Here is a 19,089-nt window from a genome sequence, read left to right as displayed (position 1 = left end):
GCGGCGGCCCGGAGGGGGCCGCCCGGTGATGAAAACCATTCCTACAAAGCGCAGTACCGATGAATCCGTCTTCCGCATTCCGCAAGGGCCTCCTGAAAGTGGCCCTGCTCACCCTGCTTTCCCTCTTCCTGGTCCCTGCCGCAACCCTGCTTTTCGTGCGCCATGTGCAGGGCACGGAAGATGCCCGCTTCCTGGAGAGCATCGAGCGCCGCATCGATGCCGAGGTGTCGATGCCCGCGGCCGAGAAGGAGGCCCAGCGCGCGTTCTTCCGCAGCCATCCGCCGTCCGGCGCCTGCCATGACACGCATCCGCGCGTCGCCGCGGTGCGCGAGGGCCTGTGCGGCCGTTTTTCGCCTGGATGGCAATTCGACCTGGCCCGCCGGCTGTCGGCCGCGACGCTCGTGGCCGGCGCCGCGCTGCTGCTTGCCGCGCTCGGGCTGGGGGCGCTGGCGTTCGTGAACCGGCCGCTGCAGTATGCGAGCTTCGTGGCGGGATGGCGGCTCACGACCTTGGCGAGCGCGGCTTCGCTGGTCGTGCAGGGCGCCATGCTCACGTGGCTCGCGTTCTGGGTGCCGGCGTTCTTCTTCCACCGGTATTCGCCCAAGCTCATCCTCGTGGTGGCGCTGGGCATGGCGGTGGCCGTGTATCTGGCCGTGGCGGCGATCTTCCGCAGGCTGCCGCGTGACAACGCGGTGACGGGCGAGACCATCGAGGAAGCCGATGCACCGCAGCTCTGGCAGCGGGTGCGTGCCCTGGCCGCGCGCCTGGGCACGGAACCTCCGCGCCACATCGTGGGCGGCATCGATGCCAATTTCTTCGTGACCGAGGCACCCCTGACCGTGCAGGGGCGCGAACTCACGGGCCGTACGCTGTTCGTCAGCCTCCCGCTGCTGCGGGTGCTGGACCAGCACGAGGCCGACGCGGTGCTGGCGCACGAACTGGCCCACCTGGGCGGCGGCGATACGCGCAGCAGCGCGCGCCTGGGGCCGAAACTGGTGCAGTTCGACCACTACCTGCATGCGGTGCGCGAGGGCGGCCTGTCGGCGCTGGCGTCGCCGCTGCTCACCCTCTATCGCACCATCTTCGAGATCGCCCTCGCGCGGGACAGCCGCGAGCGCGAGTTCCGGGCCGATCGCACGGCCGCGGAGGCGGTATCGCCCGAGGGCATCGCCCGGTCGCTCGTGAAGATCGCCGCCTATGCGCAGTACCGGCACCGCATCGAGGAAGACCTGTTCGGCCGGGACCAGCGCCACGGCCAGGCGCTGGGCATCGCGGGCTTCATCGCGCAGGGGCTCGGGCCCTATGCGGAGTCACCCGGTTTTGCCGAAGCCATGCGCTCGGCCCGCGTGCCGCATCCCTTCGATTCGCATCCGCCCATGCCCGAGCGCATCGGGCGCGTGGGGGTGTCGCTGGCCGAAGCCGACTATGGCGCCATCGTGCGGCGTGCGCCTGCATCCACCTGGGCGCAGGACATCCTCACGGCCGAAGCGATCGAATCGCGGCTGTGGTCGGAATACGAGGCGGCTTTCGCGGAGAACCACGAACGCAGCCTGGCCTACCGATACGAGCCCGCGAACGATGCGGAGCGGGCGATCGTGCTGCAGTACTTTCCACCGCAGTCGTTCGAGGTCAAGGGCGGCCATGCCGTGGAGGTGAGCATCGATGGCATCCGGGCCACGCGGGGCGACCAGCACATACCCTGGGATGCCGTGAAGGCGCTGCAGTTCAGCGAGAGCGCGTTCACGAACGCGCTGGTGGTCACCCACCCGGAAAAGCGCCTGCTGCGGCACCGCACGACGAGTATCGCGCTGGCGGGCATGCGGTCCGAGAAGGACCGGTTCAAGGCCGTGGTGAACGCCTACTGGCAGCGTCACCAGGTGATGCGCATGCACCAGGCCGAAGGCTGAGTTCCGGCTGCGGTCCCGCCTATGCCAGGGCGGGGGTAGGCCGGCTGGCCTGCCTTGGCGCCTGTTTCAGGCGGAGGTACCCGGCACGTACTCCGGCCGGTCGTTGGACTGGGGCTTGAGCGGGGCCGCCGCCTTGCCTTCGGCGCGCTCGCGGCGCCATTGCTCCTTGCGGGCCGTCCATTCGGCGAGGCGCTGGTGGGCCACCTGGCTGTCCTTGGCCATGTGCTCCTCGTCGGCCAGTTGGGCGGCCAGCTCGAGCCGGATGCCGTTCGGGTCGAAGAAATAGATGCTCTTGAAGATGTGGTGGTCGGTCACGCCGAGCACCTCGATGCCGTGCGCCTGCAGGCGGGCCTTGGTGTTCTCGAGTTCCTCGACCGTATCGACTCGGAAGGCGATGTGGTTGACCCAGGCGGGCGTGTTGGGCGAAGGATCGGGCTTCACGTCGTCGCCCAGGTCGAAGAAGGCGATGAAGGAGCCGTCCCGCAGGCGGAAGAAGAAGTGCGTGTAGGGGCAGTATTCGCCGGTACTGGGCACGTAGTCGCTCTGGATGATGTGGTAGAGCGGCAGGCCGAGGATGTCTTCGTAGAAATGCCGTGTTTCTTCCGCGTCGCGTGCGCGGTAGGCGTAGTGGTGCAGTTGCTGCACGGCGGCGGGCGGGGGCAGGGTGGCCAGGTCGGGGCGGGGCAGTGCGCTCATGGCTGTCTCCTTCGGATGGATGGTGGATTGTACTATTCGTAATTGGTTTCATATAGAGCAACTTGCGTGAGGCTCCAGGGCGGACGTATAGTCGGCGGCCAAGGCCTTTTCTGGCCGCCTGTTGTCCATACGCTTCTCTTTCGAGGTATCCGCCGATGCGCCTGTGAGCTCCCTCCCATCCGTTCCACCCCTTTTTGTTGCGGGGTGGCAGATCACGATGGCTTGGAGTGCCCGGCATGGCGACCTTCAATGCGGACGACCGTCCGCTTTCCTCCCGCAGCGCATCGCGCGCTGCCTCTTCCTTTTCCGGCCCCACCTTGTCCTCCCATGGCGCGGAGGGGGCCGCCTCGAGACTCCATCTGCGGCAGGTGCAGTGGTGCCCTCCCGGCAGCGAGCCGCTGTGGGACGAGCCGCCGGCGTTGAGCCTGCCGCCCGGTATCACCGGCCTGGTGGGCGACAACGGCGTGGGCAAGAGCGTGCTGCTGTCGATCGCGGCCGGCGCGTTGCAGCCGTCTTCCGGCAATGTGCTGTACACGGGGACATTGCGGTCCGTGGGCCAGCATCCGCCGGGCGCGACCCTGGCCGCGCTGGCAGGCCTCGACCGCGAACTGGAGGCATTGCAGAGGCTGGAGTGCGGCCAGGGCACCGCCGAGGACCTGCTTCTGGCGGACGGCCGCTGGGACTGGCCGGCCCGCTGGCGGCAGGCGCTGGAGGGGGCGGGGCTCGGCCACCTGCAGGGCGATGCCGATGCCAACCGCCTCAGCGGCGGGGAGCGTGTGCGCGTGGCGCTGGCCGGAGCCTTTTTTTCGCAGGCCGAGGTGCTGCTGCTGGACGAGCCGACCAACCACCTGGATGGCGAAGCACGGCGCTGGCTGCAGCAGGCGCTGGAGGGCGGGCGTGGCGGGCCACGTGCCGTGCTTTTGGCGAGCCATGACCGGGCGCTGCTGGAGTGCGCGGACCGCATCGCGGAACTGTCACCGCGCGGCCTGCGGCTGTACGGCGGCGGCTGGAGCGCGTATGCCGCACAGAAGGCGGTCGAAACCCAGGCCGCACACGAAGCCCTGCGGCAGGCGCGGGTGCAGCGCGATGGCGTGCTGCGGGACCTGCGCCGCCAGCAGGATGCCCAGGCGCGGCGCAGCGCGCGCGGGGCCGCGGCACGCCGGGTGGCGAACCAGTCGCCCCTGGTGCTGGACCGCATGAAGGACCAGGCCGAAGCGCACGCGGGGCGGGAGGATATGCGCCGGCAGCAGGCGCGTGAACGGATCGAGGAAACCGTGCGCGAAGCATTCGCCAGGGTGGGGCCGGAGGCGGCCGTGGTGCTGCCGCTGCCTGCCAGCACCGTTCCGGCAGGCAAGCCGGTGCTGCGGCTGGAGGGGGCGGTGCCGCCGTTCGGGCCACGGGCGCCGCTCGACGGGGTCTGGAGCGGGCCGGTGCGCATCGCCGTGACCGGGCCCAATGGCTGCGGCAAGAGCACCCTGCTGCGCATGCTGGCCGGGCACGTGCCGCCCGCGGCGGGCCGCGCTGGCTGCCTGGTGCGTGCGGTCTGGCTGGACCAGGATGCCGGGGGCCTGTTGCCGCCGGAGCACAGCGTGATGGAGGCACTCGCGCTGGCGGAATCGCCGCTGCCCACGGCAGAACTGCGCACGCGCCTGGCGCAACTCGGCCTGGATGCGGACCGGGTACTGCTCCCGTCCGGCAGCCTCAGCGGGGGTGAGCGCGTGCGGGCGGCGCTGGCCTGTGCCCTGTGGGGTGGCGCGCCCGCGCAACTGCTGCTGTTGGACGAGCCCTCCAATTACCTGGATGCCCGCGCGGTGCAGGTGCTGCAGGAGGCGCTGTCATCGTTCACCGGGGCGATGGTGGTCGTGTCGCATGACCGGCACTTCCTGCAGGCACTGGCGCCGCAGGTGGCCTGGACCTGGGAGGATGGGCGCTGGAACCTCGATGGTGCGCTGGAGCCGGTGGCTTAGCGGGGCGCGCCCCGGGCGCCATCTGCGGCGGCCGCCAGGACCTCTGCCCAGGACTCAGGAGGCCAGTGCGGCGTGCTTCCAGGCCGTGGCGGCGGCTTCCGTGTCGCCGCGCTGTTCCGCGAGCTCGGCGAGGTGGCGCCAGGCGCGGCAGCGCAGCGGGCCTTCGTCGAGCTGCTGGGCGGCCTGGGTGAACAGCTGCTGGGCCTTGCCCCAGAGCTGGCGGCGCAGGCAGGCCATGCCGGACAGGTACTGCAGGCGCGCATCGCGCGGATTGGCCTGCTGGGCGGATTCGATGCGTGCCAGCCAGGCCGCGTCGAGCGCGTCGAGGTTGCTTTCCAGCACGCGCACGAGCTTGAGCGCATGCGCGTCGGGCAGCGGATCGGCGGCATCCACCATGCGCTCCCACGCAGGCAGCAGCCAGGTGCGCACCTGGCCGTGGTCGCCGCCCAGGGCGGTGAGGCGCTGGGCGGCATGGATGGCCAGTTCGGGCATGGCGCGCTCCGCCGGCTCGAACGCCATCCAGGTCTGCTGCAACTGGGCGGGGTCGTGCGCGCCGTTGAGCAGTTCGATGGCGAGCCCGCGCACGATGCTCTGCGCCGCGGCGGGCGAGAAGGCGCGGTGCTTGCCGAGCAGGCGCGCGGTTTCCAGTGCCTCCTGGGTCTGGTGCGAAAGGCGCGTGGCCTTCAGGCGCGCCCGCAGCGCCAGCGTGCGCCGTGCCGCGCCCTGGGGCAGGGCGGCAAGGTGCTCGAGTGCCGTGGCTGCGTCGCGTTCGTCGAGCGACCAGCGGGCTGCGCGCAGCTGGGCGCCTTCGCGCAGTTCCAGCTCGCTCACGGGAGCGCGTGCCGGGATGTTGTCCAGGGCGTTGCGCAGGTGGGCCTCGCGGGTGGCGCGGTCCTGCAGGGCGTGGGAGCTTTCGGCAGCGACGAGGTGGGCCAGCGTGCGCAGCTGGCGCCCGTGCGGCACGGCTTCCCCGGCGGCTTCCAGGGCGTTTTCCTGGGCGAGGGCGGCCATGGCGGCCTTGCGCGAGCGCAGGAAGCGCCCGGCCAGCAGTTGCGAGAGTGCGTCGAGCAGGGCCGCGTGCATGGAGCGTTCCTTCTGCTGCACGCGCCAGCGCCGTGCCTGGCCCGGGAGTTCGAGCAGCGCGGACAGCGCGCGCAGTGCGGCATAGAGGATCGCGAAGCCGCCGAAGAACAGCAGCAGCACGAAGTTGAGCGACAGGTCCACGCGGTAGGGTGGCCAGAACAGGGTAACGGTGCCCTGGTTGTTGCCCGCGAACAGGGCGGCGGCCACGGCCGTGCCGAAAAGTACCAGGAACCAGAGTGCTGCGCGCATGGGTCGGTGGTCTCCTGCGCGGGTCAGCGGCCGGCGGCGGCGGTGGCCAGCGCGGCGAAGGTTTCGTCCAGCGTGGGCAGGGCCGCGCCCTTGAGGTGGACCTGTGCCTGCTGCAGCACCGTGGCTGCCGTCTGCGTGCGGCGCGATGCGGGATCGAAGTACCGGCCCAGGGCGTTGTTCGCGGCGGAGAGGTCGGCGCGTGCCGATTCGTACTGGCGCGCGAGCAGCGCGAGGCGGGCGTTCATCAGCTGGAGCTTGAGGTTCTCGCGCAGGAAGAAGGCCTGGTCGGGGGCGATCAGGATGGCCTCCGGGCGGTCGATGCGGGTGACGCGCAGCAGTTGGCGGGCCTCGTCGCGCACGACTTCCCAGGCGCGCTGCAGCGTGGCCTGCCACCAGGGCAGGGTGCCGTCGGCACCGGGCGCCGGCGCACCCTCGGACGGGCGGGCGGCGGCATTCATGCGCCGCGTGGCCGCAGCCTGGGCCACGGCGTTCTGCAGGGGCAGATCGTCCACCTGGCGCATGAGGTCGTCCAGGCGGGCCAGCAGGCCGGCGGTGTCGGTGACCTGCGCCGAGCCCACGCGGTCGAGGTCGCGGCCGATGGCGCGTGCCACGGGGGCCAGGCGCGGCTGGGCGGCCCGCTCGATGCGCTGGCTGGCGCTCTTGAGCGCGGCCATCACGGGCTCCAGGCTGCCGGTGAGCTGGGCCTGCTGCTGCGCGAGGCGCAGCGCGGATTCGATGTCCACCACGAGGTTCTCGTCGCGCGAGCGCGAGAGGCTCTGCATGAGTTCCTCGAGCTGGCTGCGCTGCAGGGCGACTTCGCTCACGCGGGTTTCGTTCACGGCGATGCGCGCCGAGACGTCGCGCGCCATGTCCAGCGCCTGGTTGGCGAGGGTGCGGGCCTCGATGGACTGCGCGCCCGCATCGGCCGACTGGCGTGCGAGCTGCTCCTGGATGCTGCCGAGGCGCTGCCACAGCATGACGCTGGTCGCGAGGCCGGCGACGGCCACGACGCCGAGCAGCGTCAGCACGGCGCGCTGCACGCCGGAGGCCTGGGGCGCCGGGGTTGCGGGAGGCGCGGAAGGTGCGTGGTGGGGCTCGGAACTCATGGGTGGGATTCTATCGATGCGACCACGTCGTTCAGGGCCGGGCGGCACTGGCGCACGGCCCCGAAGCCGGCGTCCTGCGCGGCCTGCGCGATGCGGGGGTGGGTGGCGAGCGCGCGCGCGCCGGACCAGTCCTGCCCGGGCAGTGCTGCGCCCAGGTGGGCCACCGCCTCGGAGCTGCTGAAAAGCCAGAGCGAGCCGTCCGTGGCCGCGGCGCGGGCGAGGGCCAGTTGCTCTGCGCTGAAGTCGGGGGCGCCGCGTTCATAGGCTGCGACGAATTCGGCCTGCCCGCCGGCCGCGGCGATCTGTTGCGCGAGCCATTCGCGCCCCGTGCCTGCGACGGTGTCCGTGCCGTCGCCGTCGGCCTGCGCGCCGCGCACGATGAGGATGCGGTCGCCCTGCCGCACCTGCGGCGCCACCTGTGCCCAGAGGGATTCGGAGTCGAACTGCGTGGCCTCGGCCGCGGGCCGGTCGATGGCTTCCGCGGGCACGCCGGCCTGCCGCAGCGCCTGGGCGGTGCCGGGGCCGGGCGCCCAGATCCGCGGCAGCGCGGCCGGATCGCCGGCGAAGAGTGCGGCGCCCGTTCCTGGCGGATCAAGGAAATAGTGGGCCGCGTTGCTGCTCACGAACATCACCGCGCGCCAGCGGGGCCAGGCTTCGCGGGCTGCCTGCAGTGCCGCGCGGGCTTCGGGATGGGCGCATCCCCGGATGGCGATGAGGGGCAGGGCCACGGCGTCGATGCCGCGCGCATGCAGGTGCACGACCCACTGCGTGGCGTCGCGCTCCGGGCGGGTGACGATGGCGCGGCGCGGGGCCGCAGGCGGGGGGGCGCGGTGCACGGGTGGAGGCGGGCTCGGCGGGTGGGCTCGGCGGTCAGGCAGGGATCTGCGCGCCGTCCGCGCGCAGCCGCGCCGCGACGGCGGAGCCGAGCGCCTCGGCTTCGGGCAAAGAGGCGACCGGCGCGGACACCTGCACGCGCACCAGGGGGCGGATGCCTTCGGGGTCGCCCCAGGCGCCGTCCAGGCGCAGGGTGCCGGCGTCCGTCCACCGGCCGTGGGCCGCGAGCGGCACGGAGCAACTGCCACCCAGTGCACGGCTCACGGCGCGCTCTGCGGCCACGCAGAGCCAGGTGGCCTGGTGCGCGAGCGGGGCCACCGCCTGCAGCAGGTCGTGGCGCTCGGAGCGCACCTCCAGGCCCAGTGCGCCCTGGCCGGCGGCCGGCAGCATCTCGTCGGGCTCGAACAGGGCGCGGATGCGGTCTTCCATGCCCAGGCGCTTGAGGCCCGCTGCCGCGAGCACGATGGCGTCGTACTGGCCTTCGTCGAGCTTGCGCAGGCGGGTGTCGAGGTTGCCGCGCAACGGCTGGATGTCGAGGTCGGGGCGCAGCGCCTGCAGCAGCACCTGCCGGCGCAGGCTGGAGGTGCCGACCACGGCGCCCTGGGGCAGGTCGGCCAGGCAGGCGTGGCGGGGCGAGACGAAGGCATCGCGCGGATCCTCGCGCTCCATCACGCAGGCCAGCTCGAAGCCCTCGGGCAGTTCCATGGGAACGTCCTTGAGCGAATGCACGGCCACGTGGGCACGGCCTTCTTCCAGCGCAACTTCCAGTTCCTTCACGAAGAGGCCCTTGCCACCCACCTTGGACAGGGTGCGGTCGAGGATCTGGTCGCCCTTGGTGGTCATGCCGAGCAGTTCGACGGCGTGGCCGCGCGCACGCAGCAGGGCCTGCACGTGCTCGGCCTGCCAGAGCGCGAGGCGGCTTTCGCGCGTGGCGATGACGATGGGAGGGAGGACGGAGGCGGCGGAGGTCGTGGAGGGAGAGGTGGGGTGCATCGCGGTGTTCCAGGCCGGGCGGGCGGAAGGCTCGGCGGGCCTGGCGGGGATGCTAGCATGCTGCGCCGCAGCACCCGTCGTTCCGCCGGGGCGCCTCCAGGAGACCTTTCCGCATGAATGCGACGCCTTCCCGCAAGACCGATCCCGTGTCCGAGCCGCAGGCCGCTCCGTCGCCCGGACGCCGCGCCGACAAGGACCAGCCGCTGATCCAGGACATCCGCCTGCTCGGGCGCATCCTGGGCGATGTGATCCGCGAGCAGGAGGGCGTGGCCGCCTACGACCTGGTGGAGCAGGTGCGCAAGCTGTCGGTGGCCTTCCGGCGCGACGCGGACCAGGAGGCGGACAAGGCGCTCAAGAAGCTGCTCAAGGGCCTGTCGGGAGACCAGACGGTGAGCGTGATCCGCGCCTTCACCTACTTCAGCCACCTGGCGAACCTTGCCGAGGACCGGCACCACATCCGGCGCCGCACCGTGCACGAGCGGGCCGGCAGCACGCAGGAAGGCAGCATCGAGGTGGCGCTGGCCCGGCTGCGCTGGGCGGGCATCGCGCCGCGCACGGTGGCGCAGACGCTGGCGCGCAGCTACGTGTCGCCGGTGCTGACCGCGCACCCGACGGAGGTGCAGCGCAAGAGCATCCTGGATGCGGAGCGCGACATCGCCGAATTGCTGGCCGAGCGCGACGAGATCCAGGCGCGGGGGCTGTTCTACAAGTCCGCGCGCGACGCGCTCACGCCGCGCGAACTGGCGGCCAACGAGGCGCGGCTGCGCGCCCGCGTCGCGCAGCTGTGGCAGACCCGGCTGCTGCGCTACTCGAAGCTCACGGTGGCCGACGAGATCGAGAATGCGCTCTCCTATTACGAATCGACCTTCCTGCGCGAGATCCCGCGCCTGTACGAGGACCTCGAGCGGGCGCTGGGAAGCCAGCCGGTGGCGAGCTTCCTGCGCATGGGCCAGTGGATCGGCGGCGACCGCGACGGCAATCCCAACGTGAGCGCCGAAACGCTGGCGCTCGCGCTGCGCCGCCAGGCCGAAGTGGCCCTGCGCCACTACCTGACCGAGGTGCATTACCTGGGGGGCGAGTTGTCGCTGTCGGCACGGCTGGTGCAGGTCTCCCCCGAGATGGAGCAACTCGCCGAGCGCTCGCCCGACACCAGCGAGCACCGCCAGGACGAGCCCTACCGCCGCGCGCTCACCGGCATCTATGCACGCCTGGCGGCCACGCTGCGTGAGCTGACAGGCGGCGAGGCGGCGCGCCATGCCGTGGCGCCCCAGAACCCGTACGGCGATGCCTCGGAGTTCCTGGCGGACCTGCGCGTCATCGAGGCCTCGCTGCGGTCGCACCGCGGGGCGCCCCTGGCGGCGCAGCGGCTGCATCCGCTGGTGCGGGCCGTGGAGGTGTTCGGCTTCCACCTGGCCACGGTGGACCTGCGGCAGAGCTCCGACCAGCACGAGCGCGTGGTGGCGGAGCTGCTGGCTACGGCGCGGATCGAGACCGATTACGCGGCCCTGCCGGAGGATGCACGCCAGGCCCTGCTGGTGCGCCTGCTGTGCGACGCCCGGCCGCTGCGCGTGGTGGGAGCGGAGTATTCGGAGCACACGCGCGGCGAGATCGCCATCTTCGAGACGGCGCGGCGCATGCGCGACCGCTACGGCGCCCAGGCCATCCGGCACTACATCATCAGCCACACCGAGACGGTGAGCGACCTGCTCGAGGTGCTGCTGCTGCAGAAGGAGGTGGGCCTGATGCACGGCACGCTGGACGGCGCCGATGCGCGCGCCGACCTGATCGTGGTGCCGCTTTTCGAGACCATCGGCGACCTGCGCAACGCGCAGCCCATCATGCGGGCGCTGTACGAGGTGCCGGGCTTCGCGGCCATGGTGCAGCGCGGCGGGGCCGAGCAGGACATCATGCTGGGCTACTCCGACAGCAACAAGGACGGCGGCATCTTCACCAGCAACTGGGAGCTCTACCGCGCCGAGATCGCGCTGGTGGAGCTGTTCGACGTGCTGGAGGCGCGCCACCGCATCCGCCTGCGGCTCTTCCACGGCCGCGGCGGCACGGTGGGGCGCGGCGGCGGCCCGAGCTACCAGGCCATCCTGGCGCAGCCGCCCGGCACGGTGCGCGGGCAGATCCGCCTGACCGAGCAGGGCGAGGTGATCGCCTCCAAATATGCCAACCCGGAGATCGGTCGGCGCAACCTGGAGACGCTGGTGGCCGCCACGCTGGAGGCCACGCTGCTGCAGCCCACCAAGCCCGCCACCAAGGCGTTCCACGAGGCCGCGGCCGAACTCTCGCAGGCGAGCATGGCGGCCTACCGGGCTCTGGTGTACGACACCCCGGGCTTCGCCGACTATTTCTTCAACTCCACGCCGATCCGGGAGATCGCCGAGCTCAACATCGGCTCGCGCCCGGCCTCGCGCAAGCCGAGCCAGAAGATCGAGGACCTGCGCGCCATTCCCTGGGGCTTCAGCTGGGGCCAGTGCCGGCTCACCCTGCCGGGCTGGTACGGTTTCGGATCGGCCGTGGAGGCCTTCGTGAAGGCGGCGGACGAGGACCCGAAGGCCCGCATGGCGCTGCTGCAGAAGATGTACCGGCAGTGGCCGTTCTTCCGCACGCTGCTGTCCAACATGGACATGGTGCTGGCCAAGAGCGACCTGGCGCTGGCGTCGCGCTACAGCGAACTGGTGGCGGATGCGCGCCTTCGGCGCAAGGTGTTCGGCGCCATCGAGGCCGAATGGCAGCGCACGGTGGATGCGCTGGCGCGCATCACCGGCGACCGGCAGCGGCTGGCGCACAACACGGCGCTGGCGCGCTCGATCCGCCACCGCTTCCCCTACATCGATCCGCTGCACCACCTGCAGGTGGAACTGGTGCGGCGCTGGCGCGCGGGCGAAGGCAGCGAGCGCGTGCAGACCGGTATCCACATCTGCATCAACGGCATTGCGGCGGGCCTGCGCAATACCGGCTGAAGGCCCGGGCCTGCTTCTTGCTCACGATGGTGCCGGCGCGCGATGGCGCCGTGCATGGACACCGGCGAAGGCAGCGTGAATGGAACCGAGAACAACGACAACCACGATGGCCGCGGCCGCAGCCGCGGGCCCGGCGGCGGAGCGTGGGCGGGCCGGCTGGCTGCGCCGGCTGTGGGCGCAGGACGCCTTCGTCTATAGCCTGCGTGTTTTCATCGCGCTGAGTGGCGTGATGGCGCTGTGCTGGTGGCGTGACCAGGTGGCGCTGGTGACGCCGCTCTTCCTGGGCATCATCGCCAGCGCGATCGCCGAGACCGACGACAGCTGGCGCGGGCGCCTGCGCGCGGTGCTGGTCATGCTCGCGTGCTTCGCGCTGGCGGCGTTCTCCGTGGAGCTGCTGCTTCCGCACCCGGCCTGGTTCGTGGCGGGCCTGGCGTGTTCCACCTTCGGCTTCACGATGCTGGGCGCCATCGGCGAGCGCTACCGGGCCATCGCGTCGGCGACCGTGATCCTGGCGCTCTACGCGGCCATCAGTGCATCCCCGGGGACGGTCGCCGGGCACGTGCCTGCAGGCGGCCCCTGGCATGTGCCGCTGCTGCTGCTGTCCGGCGCGGCGTGGTATGCGCTGCTGTCGCTGCTGTGGTGCGCGGCGTTCCCGCACCAGAGGGTGCGGCAGAACCTGGCGGAGCTCTACGACCAGCTGGGCGCCTACCTGCGGCTCAAGGCCAGCCTGTTCGAGCCGGTGCGCAGCGTGGACGTGGAGCGTCGGCGGCTGGCGCTGGCGCAGACGAACGGCCGCCTGGTGGCGGCCCTCAATGCCACCAAGGAAAGCATCTTCAGCCGCTGGGGCGCCGGCGCGCGCGACCTGCCGACGGGGCGGATGCTGCGGCACCTGAATCTCTATTTCATCGCGCAGGACATCCACGAGCGGGCCAGCTCCTCGCACCACCATTACAACGAGTGGGCAGACGTGCTGTTCCACAGCGATGTGCTGTACCGCTGCCAGCGCGTGCTGCAGCTGCAGGGCGTGGAATGCGCGCGCATCGCCCAGGCGCTGCAGATGCACCAGCCCTTCGAGCGGGACGGTGCCGTGGCGCGGGCCATGGCCGACCTGCGCGACGCGGTCGCCTACCTGGAAGTCCAGGGCCGGACCGAATGGCAACGCCCCCTGCGCAGCCTGCGCGCGCTGGCGCGCAACCTCGCCACCCTCGATGCGCAGCTCGACGCTGCGACCCATCCCGACGGCGGGGAGCGGGTGGGAGACAGCAGCCTGCTGGACCGCTCGCCGCGTTCGCTGGCCGACGCCTGGGGCCGGGTGCGGGCGCAGTTGCACCGCGGCTCGCCGCTGTTCCGGCACGCGGCGCGGTTGTCCCTGGCGCTGGCGGCGGGCCACGGCGTGATGCAGCTGATCGATCCCGTGCACGGCTACTGGATTCCGCTGGCCACGCTGTTCGTGTGCCAGCCCACCTACGGCGCGACCCTGGCGCGCGTGGCGCAGCGCATCGCCGGCACGGCCGTCGGCCTGGTCGTGGGCTGGGCGCTGCTGCGGCTGTTCCCGAGCCTGCCGCTGCAGGCGCTCTTCGCGGTGGCGGCGGGGGTGCTGTTCTTCGTCACCCGGACCACCCATTACCTCACGGCCACGGCGGCCATCACGCTGCTGGTGCTCATGTGCTTCAACCAGGCCACCGGCGCGGCGCACGGGCTGATCCTGCCGCGCCTGCTGGACACGATGATCGGCAGCGCCATCGCCGCGGTGGCGATGCTGTGGGTGCTGCCGGACTGGCAGGGCCGCCGCCTGGCAGCCGTGGCGGCCCAGGCCCTGGCCGCGCATGCCCATTACCTGCGCGAGATCCTCTCGCAGTACGCCACCGGCAAGGCCGACGACCTGGACTACCGGCTCGCGCGGCGCAATGCGCACAACGCGGATGCGGCGTTCTCCACCACGCTCTCGCACCTGCTGCAGGAGCCGCGGCACGTGCGCTCGCATTCGCTGGCCGGCATGCGCATGCTGGTGGCTTCGCACACCTTGCTGAGCTATCTCTCCGCCCTGGGCGCGCACCGGGCGGGGCCTGCGGGCCCTGCCGCGGACCTGGCCCAGGAGGCCGGGGCGCACGCGGCCGAGCGGCTGGAGTCTCTGGCGGCGGCACTGCGCCGCCAGGAAGGCGCGGCGCTGGAGGATGCCGGACGCGCGCAGGCGCTGGCGGCCGCGCTGGAGCAGGCGGCGGATGCCATGGCGCTGGGAGGGGATGGTGGTGCGGGGGAGGTGTCGGCGGAGACGTTGCGGATTCTGCAGACGCAGCTGGCGCTGGTGTGCCGGCAGATCGGTGTGATCGAGGGGGCTGCGCGGGAGTTGTTGGGGTGATTTTTTTCCGGGGCCGGGGTGTGCGCCCGGCGGCGCACCTACTTTCTTTTGCTTCGCCAAAAGAAAGTAGGCAAAGAAAAGGCGAGCCCTGGTGTCTGCGACCCCCTTCGCCCCGGAGGGGCGAAGGGGGCAGCCTGCGGTGCTCGGTCGCGGGGCGGCGCCGTGGAACTCGCTTCGCGCTGGCGCGCTGCACTCGGACAACCACGGCGAGTCAGTTCACGAAGCAGGCGTGTCCTGCGGCACGCCTGCCCGCCCCGCGCCCTGCGCTCCTCGGCGCAGACACGAGGGCGGGGTGCAGCATACGGGCCATTGCTTCGCTCGGCCTGGGGTGCGCGAGTGCGTTGCACCGCGCACCGTTTTTTTGGGGCAGAGCGCCGGGGCTTTGGCCGAGCGTAGCGATGGCTTGGAGGCCGAGCAACGCGAAGGCCCGAGTCACCCCTTCTGGATGCGCCTGGGGCGCGCAGGGGGGGGGGTGGCGGGCGTGCCGAAGGACACGCCCGCTTCGTGAACTGACTTGCCGTGGTTGTCCGAGCGTAGCGCGCAAGCGCGCAGCGAGTTCCACGGCACCCCCCCCCCGAGCACCCCAGGTTGCCCCGTTCGCCTCTCGGGCGACCGGGGTCGCATCCAGCAGGGTCGCCTTTCTTTTGGCTACTTTTCTTTGGCGAAGCAAAGAAAAGTAGCTCGCCCGCCGGGGCGAGACCCGGCCCCCGCACCCCAAAAAAAATCAATCCCCCAACAACTCCCCGATAGGCCTCAAATCCTCCACCCGGTCGCACACCGCCTTCACCACCATCATCACCGGAATCCCCAGCAACACCCCCCACAGCCCCCACAGCCATCCCCAGGCCAGCACGCTGACGAACACCGCGACAGGGCTCATGCGGCTGGTGCGGCTGGTGAGCCACGGGGTGAGCAGATTGCCCACGATGGTGTGGATGAGCAGGGAGGCGCCGCCGACGGCCAGGGCCATGTCCACGGTGCCGAACTGCAGGAAGGCGACGAGGGCGGAGGCGCCCGTGACGACGATGGAGCCGACGTACGGGGCGAGGTTGAGCACGCCGGCCACGACGCCCCAGACGGCCGCGTTCTCCAGCCCGAGCAGCGCGTAGGCCACGCCGGTGCCGATGCCCACCAGCACGCTGGTGGCCACCTGCACGAGCAGGTAGCGCTGGATCTGGCCGGTGATGTCGTCGAGCACTTCCATGGTGATCTTGCGGCGCTCGAGGCTCTGGCCCGCGATGCGCACCAGCTTGCGGCGAAAGAGGTTGCCCGAGGCGAGCGAGAAGAAGGTGAGGAAGACCACCACGGTGAGCTGGCCGGCGGCCGATACCAGGCCCATGGTGCCGGTCCATACGTAATCGCGGATGTTGAAGGGCGCGCGCTCGATCACCACGCGCTGCACGCCCCGCCGCGTCTGGGGCGGGATGCTTTCGGTGGCGGCCTGCTCGATCTGGCTGGCGGCTTTCTGCATGGTGTCGAGCGGGCTCGGTCCGCGCATGTTCATGCGCATGGCATCGCGCACCTTGCGGGCGGCGACGGGCAGGGAGTCCACCAGCTCGGCCGCGCCGTCGGAGAGCGACCAGGCCGTGCCGCCGAGGCCGCCCACGATGCCCAGCAGCAGCACACCGGCGCCGAGCCAGCGCGGGATGTACCAGCGCCGCAGCGCGGTCACGATGGGTTGGAGTGCGATGGTGAGCAGCACGCTCAGCATCAGCGGAATGAAGACGGCGCTGGCCCAGTGCAGCAGGGCCACGGCGGCGAAGAGAGCCAGCAGGGCGAGCGAGAGGTTGCGCACGTCCACGGGCATCTGCAGCACGAAGGGGGACGGCGGCGATGCGTCCGTGGGCGGCGGTGGAGGCTCTGCCGGGCCGGGAGGCGGCGCGGGCGGGTCGCCTGCAGGGGGCGAGGTCGGCGGTGGGTCCCCGGCGGGCGGTGGTTCGGCAGGCGGGTCACCCGCGGGCGGAGGTGCCGAGGCACGCGTGGCGGTGGTGTCGGGCGGGGAGTCCGGGGCGGGGGCGGAAAGCTGCATGCGCGGATTGTGGCGTGGCCGGAGCCCGTGCGGGCGTAGGCGGGCACCCGGCCATGGCATCGGCGGGGCGCCGTCGGCGGGGACGAACAGGCGCCGGACTGGGCAGGGAAAGCGCCGTTGTTCCGCCCATTCGCCGGGCGCGCGGCCGTTAGCATCCAGCCATGCATTCCGAGGAAAGGTGCGAGCGCATGACCCCCGTTGCGGAATTTCCGCCGTTTTCGAACGCCCGCCGGAGCGCTCCGGCGCTGGCGGCCGTGCTGCTGTGCGCTGCGGGGCTGGCCGGCTGCGCGGCGCCTGCGGACCTGCCGCAACCGGTGGCGCACGCCCCGTCCACGCAGAAGACGGCACGGGCCGTGCACCACTGGGACGTACTGGCCGCGGACGTCGCGGAGCGCACGGCCGTGAAGCTGCGCGAATGGCCCGCGGGAGCGCATCCGATCTACGTGGTGCCGGCGTCCGATGGCCCGGACGTGCCCGGCTTCGTCGCTGGCTTCCGGACGCTGCTGATCACCCACCTGGTCGAGCGCGGCCTGGCGCTGTCCACGCAGCCTTCCGGCGTGCGGCTCGCCGTGGACGTCCAGCTCGTGCAGCACGTGGCGCCGCCCGGCGACGGCGCGCGGCCGGTGCTGCTCGGCGATGGCGTGCGCGTGGCGCGGGATGCCTCCATGGAAAACGGCGACTACCTGCTGGCGGCGCAGCCGGTGCTGGTGCCTGCGGCCACGCGTTCCACGCCGCAGGGCCTGGTGCGCGTGCCGGCGCGTACCGAAATCCTGGTCACCACTTCGCTGGAGAGCGAAGGCCGCTACCTGGCCCGCACGAGCGACGTCTATTTCATCGACCAGGCCGACGCGGCGCTGTACCTGCCGCCGCCGCCCGTGCCCCTGGCCCCTGCGGCGGTGGGCATTCCGGCGACGGCCGGGGTCAGGACCTGGCAGGTGGTGGCGCCATGAAGAACGAAGATTCCATCCAGCGGCAGATTCCGCGGCGCGCCTGGCTGCGGATGGGCCTGAGGGGCGGCCTGGGCCTGGCCGCCGTTGCCTGCCTGCCGGGCTGCGCCCGCTACTACTATGGCGCCGCGGCTGCGCCGCCGTCGGGTGGCGGTGTGATGGGCGCGCTGGGCATGGGCGGCTCGCCGGCGGAATCGCTGCTGGAGACCAACCAGGCCGCGGCCGATGCGCTGCTGCGGCAGGTGCCGCAGCTCGACCCGCGCCAGCCCGTGCTGGTGGCGACGCTGGTGCACATCGACCGGCTGGACGAGGCGTCGCGCCTGGGGCGCCTTTTCTCCGAGCAGATCGCCGGGCGGCTGGTGCAGCGCGGCGTGCGGGTGACCGAACTGAAATTGCGGCAGAACCTCGTGATGGTGCCCGGGCAGGGTGAGCTGCTGCTGTCGCGCGAGGTGCGGGACGTGAGCCGTGCGCAGGCCGCGCAGGCCGTGGTCGTGGGAACCTATGCCGCCACGGCGCAATCGGTGTTCGTGAGCCTGAAGCTGGTGGGGCCGGAGGGCAATGCCGTGCTCGCCGCCCACGACTACGTGGTGCCGGTGGACGACAACGTGCGCATCCTGCTGTCCATGCGCTGAGCCCCAAAAAAAATCCCGGCACAAGGCCGGGACAAGGGGAACTCGCTATTGGAAAAGGTGCACCGCAGGGTGCGCCACGGAGGGCACTGCGGCGGGTCATAGGGGTGGCCGGCGGGCGCCGCCGGGCCACGGGAATGCATCAGTGCAGCATCAGGGCGCCGGCCGACTTGCTCTTGCCGGCGCGGGCCGGAGGATTGCACAGCCCGCAGGTGTAGGCGCGGGGATTTTCGTACATTTCAGTGACGAAATGGCCGCCGCACTGCGAACACTTGGTGCGCGTGAGCATACCGGCATCCACGAACTTCACGAGGCGCCATGCGCGGGTGAAGGACAGCAGGGGTTCGATCTCGGCCGTGGCGACCTGCTCGCTGTAGAGCCGGTAGGCCTTGGTGAGCAGCTCCACGGAGTCCAGGCTCACGCCCTTGGACAGGTATTCGTAGATGTTCAGGAACAGGGAGCTGTGGACGTTCTCCTGCCAGGTGAGGAACCAGTCGGTGGAGAACGGCAGCTGGCCCTTGGAAGGCGACTTGCCCGCGATTTCCTTGTAGAGCCGGATCAGCCGCTCGTACGACAAGGAGGTCTCCGACTCCAGCACCTGCATGCGGGCGCCCATCTGGATCAGCATGGCGGCGCGCTCGATCTGCTTGGATTCGTTCAGGACGCTCTTCACGGGGGCGGCAGCTGCGGTCATGGCGGTCTTTCGGGGGCGGAAGGGGCGGGAAGGTCGGACTGCGGGGGGAAGGATCAGAGCACTTCCGACACGCGGCTGGCCATGAGGATGTTGGCGTGCAGCGTGTTGGTGGCTTCGTTGCCGACCTTCTTGGGCGTGTTGTGGTTGGTGAGCAGGCTCCAGACGAGGTTGTCGTCCACGCGGAAGCTGCACAGCAGGGTGTTGCGGGAGGCCAGCTTGAGCACCTGGGCCGCCGAGAGGGAGGCCAGGATGTCCGCGGCGTCTTCGTTGATGCCCAGGCGGAACACGGCTTCGGCCTTGTCCTGGCGGATCAGCGTCTGGGCCAGCATCAGGTAGGTGAGGTTGGCTTCGCGGATTTCAGCGAGAAGTTGTTCCGAGGTCATGGTGCATTCCTTTTCCGTTAGCAGATCCCGAGGCCCCTGGCGGTGTGCAGGTGTGTCGCGATCCGTTGAAATGGATTGTGAATTCGGTCCAATCGGAAATTAAGTCGGGGTTTGGAGGTGCGTCGTGTCTCGTCGGCAAGCCGGGCATGTAGGAATTTGCCTTACAGGCCCGCCAGGGGCGGAACGGCGAATGCGAGGGACGGCGTGCTGTGGAGGGGCGCAGTACGCCGCCGGGGTGGCAGGC

Annotated in this window: 14 protein-coding genes; 6 read left to right on the top strand and 8 right to left on the bottom strand. The window is 71.2% G+C overall.

Translation table 11 applies throughout. The features are described 5' to 3' along the window. Positions 1 to 59: 59 nt before the first annotated feature. Positions 60 to 1,907: a M48 family metallopeptidase gene (locus ACAV_RS15705; RefSeq protein ID WP_013595560.1), complete on the top strand. Its 1,848-nt coding sequence runs from the start codon at positions 60 to 62 to the stop codon at positions 1,905 to 1,907. A 66-nt stretch (positions 1,908 to 1,973) separates the two neighbouring features. On the opposite strand, the gene ACAV_RS15700 is transcribed toward ACAV_RS15705, so the two are convergent. Next, positions 1,974 to 2,603, bottom strand: coding sequence for a VOC family protein (locus ACAV_RS15700; RefSeq protein ID WP_013595559.1), 630 nt, complete (start codon positions 2,601 to 2,603; stop codon positions 1,974 to 1,976). A 236-nt stretch (positions 2,604 to 2,839) separates the two neighbouring features. Here ACAV_RS15700 and ACAV_RS15695 point away from each other — a divergent pair, with 236 nt between their 5' ends. Then, positions 2,840 to 4,570 (top strand): ABC-F family ATP-binding cassette domain-containing protein, encoded by a 1,731-nt coding sequence (locus ACAV_RS15695; protein ID WP_013595558.1) that lies wholly within the window; start codon positions 2,840 to 2,842, stop codon positions 4,568 to 4,570. A 54-nt stretch (positions 4,571 to 4,624) separates the two neighbouring features. On the opposite strand, the gene ACAV_RS15690 is transcribed toward ACAV_RS15695, so the two are convergent. The 4 genes from ACAV_RS15690 to hemC are packed head-to-tail and all read right to left on the bottom strand — an operon-like array spanning position 4,625 to position 8,835. Further along, on the bottom strand, positions 4,625 to 5,902 hold the full coding sequence (locus ACAV_RS15690; RefSeq protein WP_013595557.1) for a heme biosynthesis protein HemY: 1,278 nt from the start codon (positions 5,900 to 5,902) through the stop codon (positions 4,625 to 4,627). Between the two features lie 23 nt (positions 5,903 to 5,925). Next, the gene (locus ACAV_RS15685) at positions 5,926 to 7,008 is read right to left on the bottom strand and encodes a uroporphyrinogen-III C-methyltransferase (RefSeq protein WP_013595556.1); all 1,083 of its coding nucleotides are present in this window, start codon (positions 7,006 to 7,008) and stop codon (positions 5,926 to 5,928) included. Then, complete coding sequence (locus ACAV_RS15680; protein WP_013595555.1) at positions 7,005 to 7,844, bottom strand: uroporphyrinogen-III synthase; 840 nt, start codon at positions 7,842 to 7,844, stop codon at positions 7,005 to 7,007. Before ACAV_RS15680 ends, ACAV_RS15685 begins: the two co-directional genes overlap by 4 nt. A 34-nt stretch (positions 7,845 to 7,878) precedes the next feature. After that, the gene (gene hemC / locus ACAV_RS15675) at positions 7,879 to 8,835 is read right to left on the bottom strand and encodes a hydroxymethylbilane synthase (RefSeq protein WP_013595554.1); all 957 of its coding nucleotides are present in this window, start codon (positions 8,833 to 8,835) and stop codon (positions 7,879 to 7,881) included. 113 nt (positions 8,836 to 8,948) lie between these two features. Between hemC and ppc the strand changes: the two genes are divergently transcribed. Then, on the top strand, positions 8,949 to 11,804 hold the full coding sequence (gene ppc / locus ACAV_RS15670; RefSeq protein ID WP_013595553.1) for a phosphoenolpyruvate carboxylase: 2,856 nt from the start codon (positions 8,949 to 8,951) through the stop codon (positions 11,802 to 11,804). Between the two features lie 106 nt (positions 11,805 to 11,910). Beyond that, entirely contained in the window at positions 11,911 to 14,163 is a 2,253-nt protein-coding gene (gene yccS / locus ACAV_RS15665; RefSeq protein WP_013595552.1) for a YccS family putative transporter, read from the top strand. A gap of 724 nt (positions 14,164 to 14,887) precedes the next feature. Here the strand turns inward: yccS and ACAV_RS15660 are convergent. Beyond that, positions 14,888 to 16,192, bottom strand: coding sequence for an AI-2E family transporter (locus ACAV_RS15660; protein WP_013595551.1), 1,305 nt, complete (start codon positions 16,190 to 16,192; stop codon positions 14,888 to 14,890). 188 nt (positions 16,193 to 16,380) lie between these two features. Between ACAV_RS15660 and ACAV_RS15655 the strand changes: the two genes are divergently transcribed. After that, the gene (locus ACAV_RS15655; RefSeq protein ID WP_041829263.1) at positions 16,381 to 17,142 is read left to right on the top strand and encodes a hypothetical protein; all 762 of its coding nucleotides are present in this window, start codon (positions 16,381 to 16,383) and stop codon (positions 17,140 to 17,142) included. Beyond that, positions 17,139 to 17,771: a FlgO family outer membrane protein gene (locus ACAV_RS15650; protein ID WP_013595549.1), complete on the top strand. Its 633-nt coding sequence runs from the start codon at positions 17,139 to 17,141 to the stop codon at positions 17,769 to 17,771. The genes ACAV_RS15655 and ACAV_RS15650 overlap by 4 nt, the downstream gene beginning before the upstream one ends. A gap of 139 nt (positions 17,772 to 17,910) precedes the next feature. On the opposite strand, the gene flhC is transcribed toward ACAV_RS15650, so the two are convergent. Both flhC and flhD read right to left on the bottom strand, forming a co-directional pair. After that, on the bottom strand, positions 17,911 to 18,462 hold the full coding sequence (flhC, locus tag ACAV_RS15645; RefSeq protein WP_013595548.1) for a flagellar transcriptional regulator FlhC: 552 nt from the start codon (positions 18,460 to 18,462) through the stop codon (positions 17,911 to 17,913). A gap of 53 nt (positions 18,463 to 18,515) precedes the next feature. Further along, positions 18,516 to 18,845, bottom strand: a complete 330-nt coding sequence (gene flhD, locus ACAV_RS15640) for a flagellar transcriptional regulator FlhD (RefSeq protein ID WP_013595547.1) — start codon at positions 18,843 to 18,845, stop codon at positions 18,516 to 18,518. Between the last annotated feature and the right edge of the window lie 244 nt (positions 18,846 to 19,089).

This window comes from Paracidovorax avenae ATCC 19860, assembly GCF_000176855.2.
In the GTDB taxonomy this organism is placed as follows: Bacteria; Pseudomonadota; Gammaproteobacteria; order Burkholderiales; family Burkholderiaceae_C; genus Paracidovorax; species Paracidovorax avenae.
This window is presented reverse-complemented; position numbering and strand designations above follow the sequence as displayed.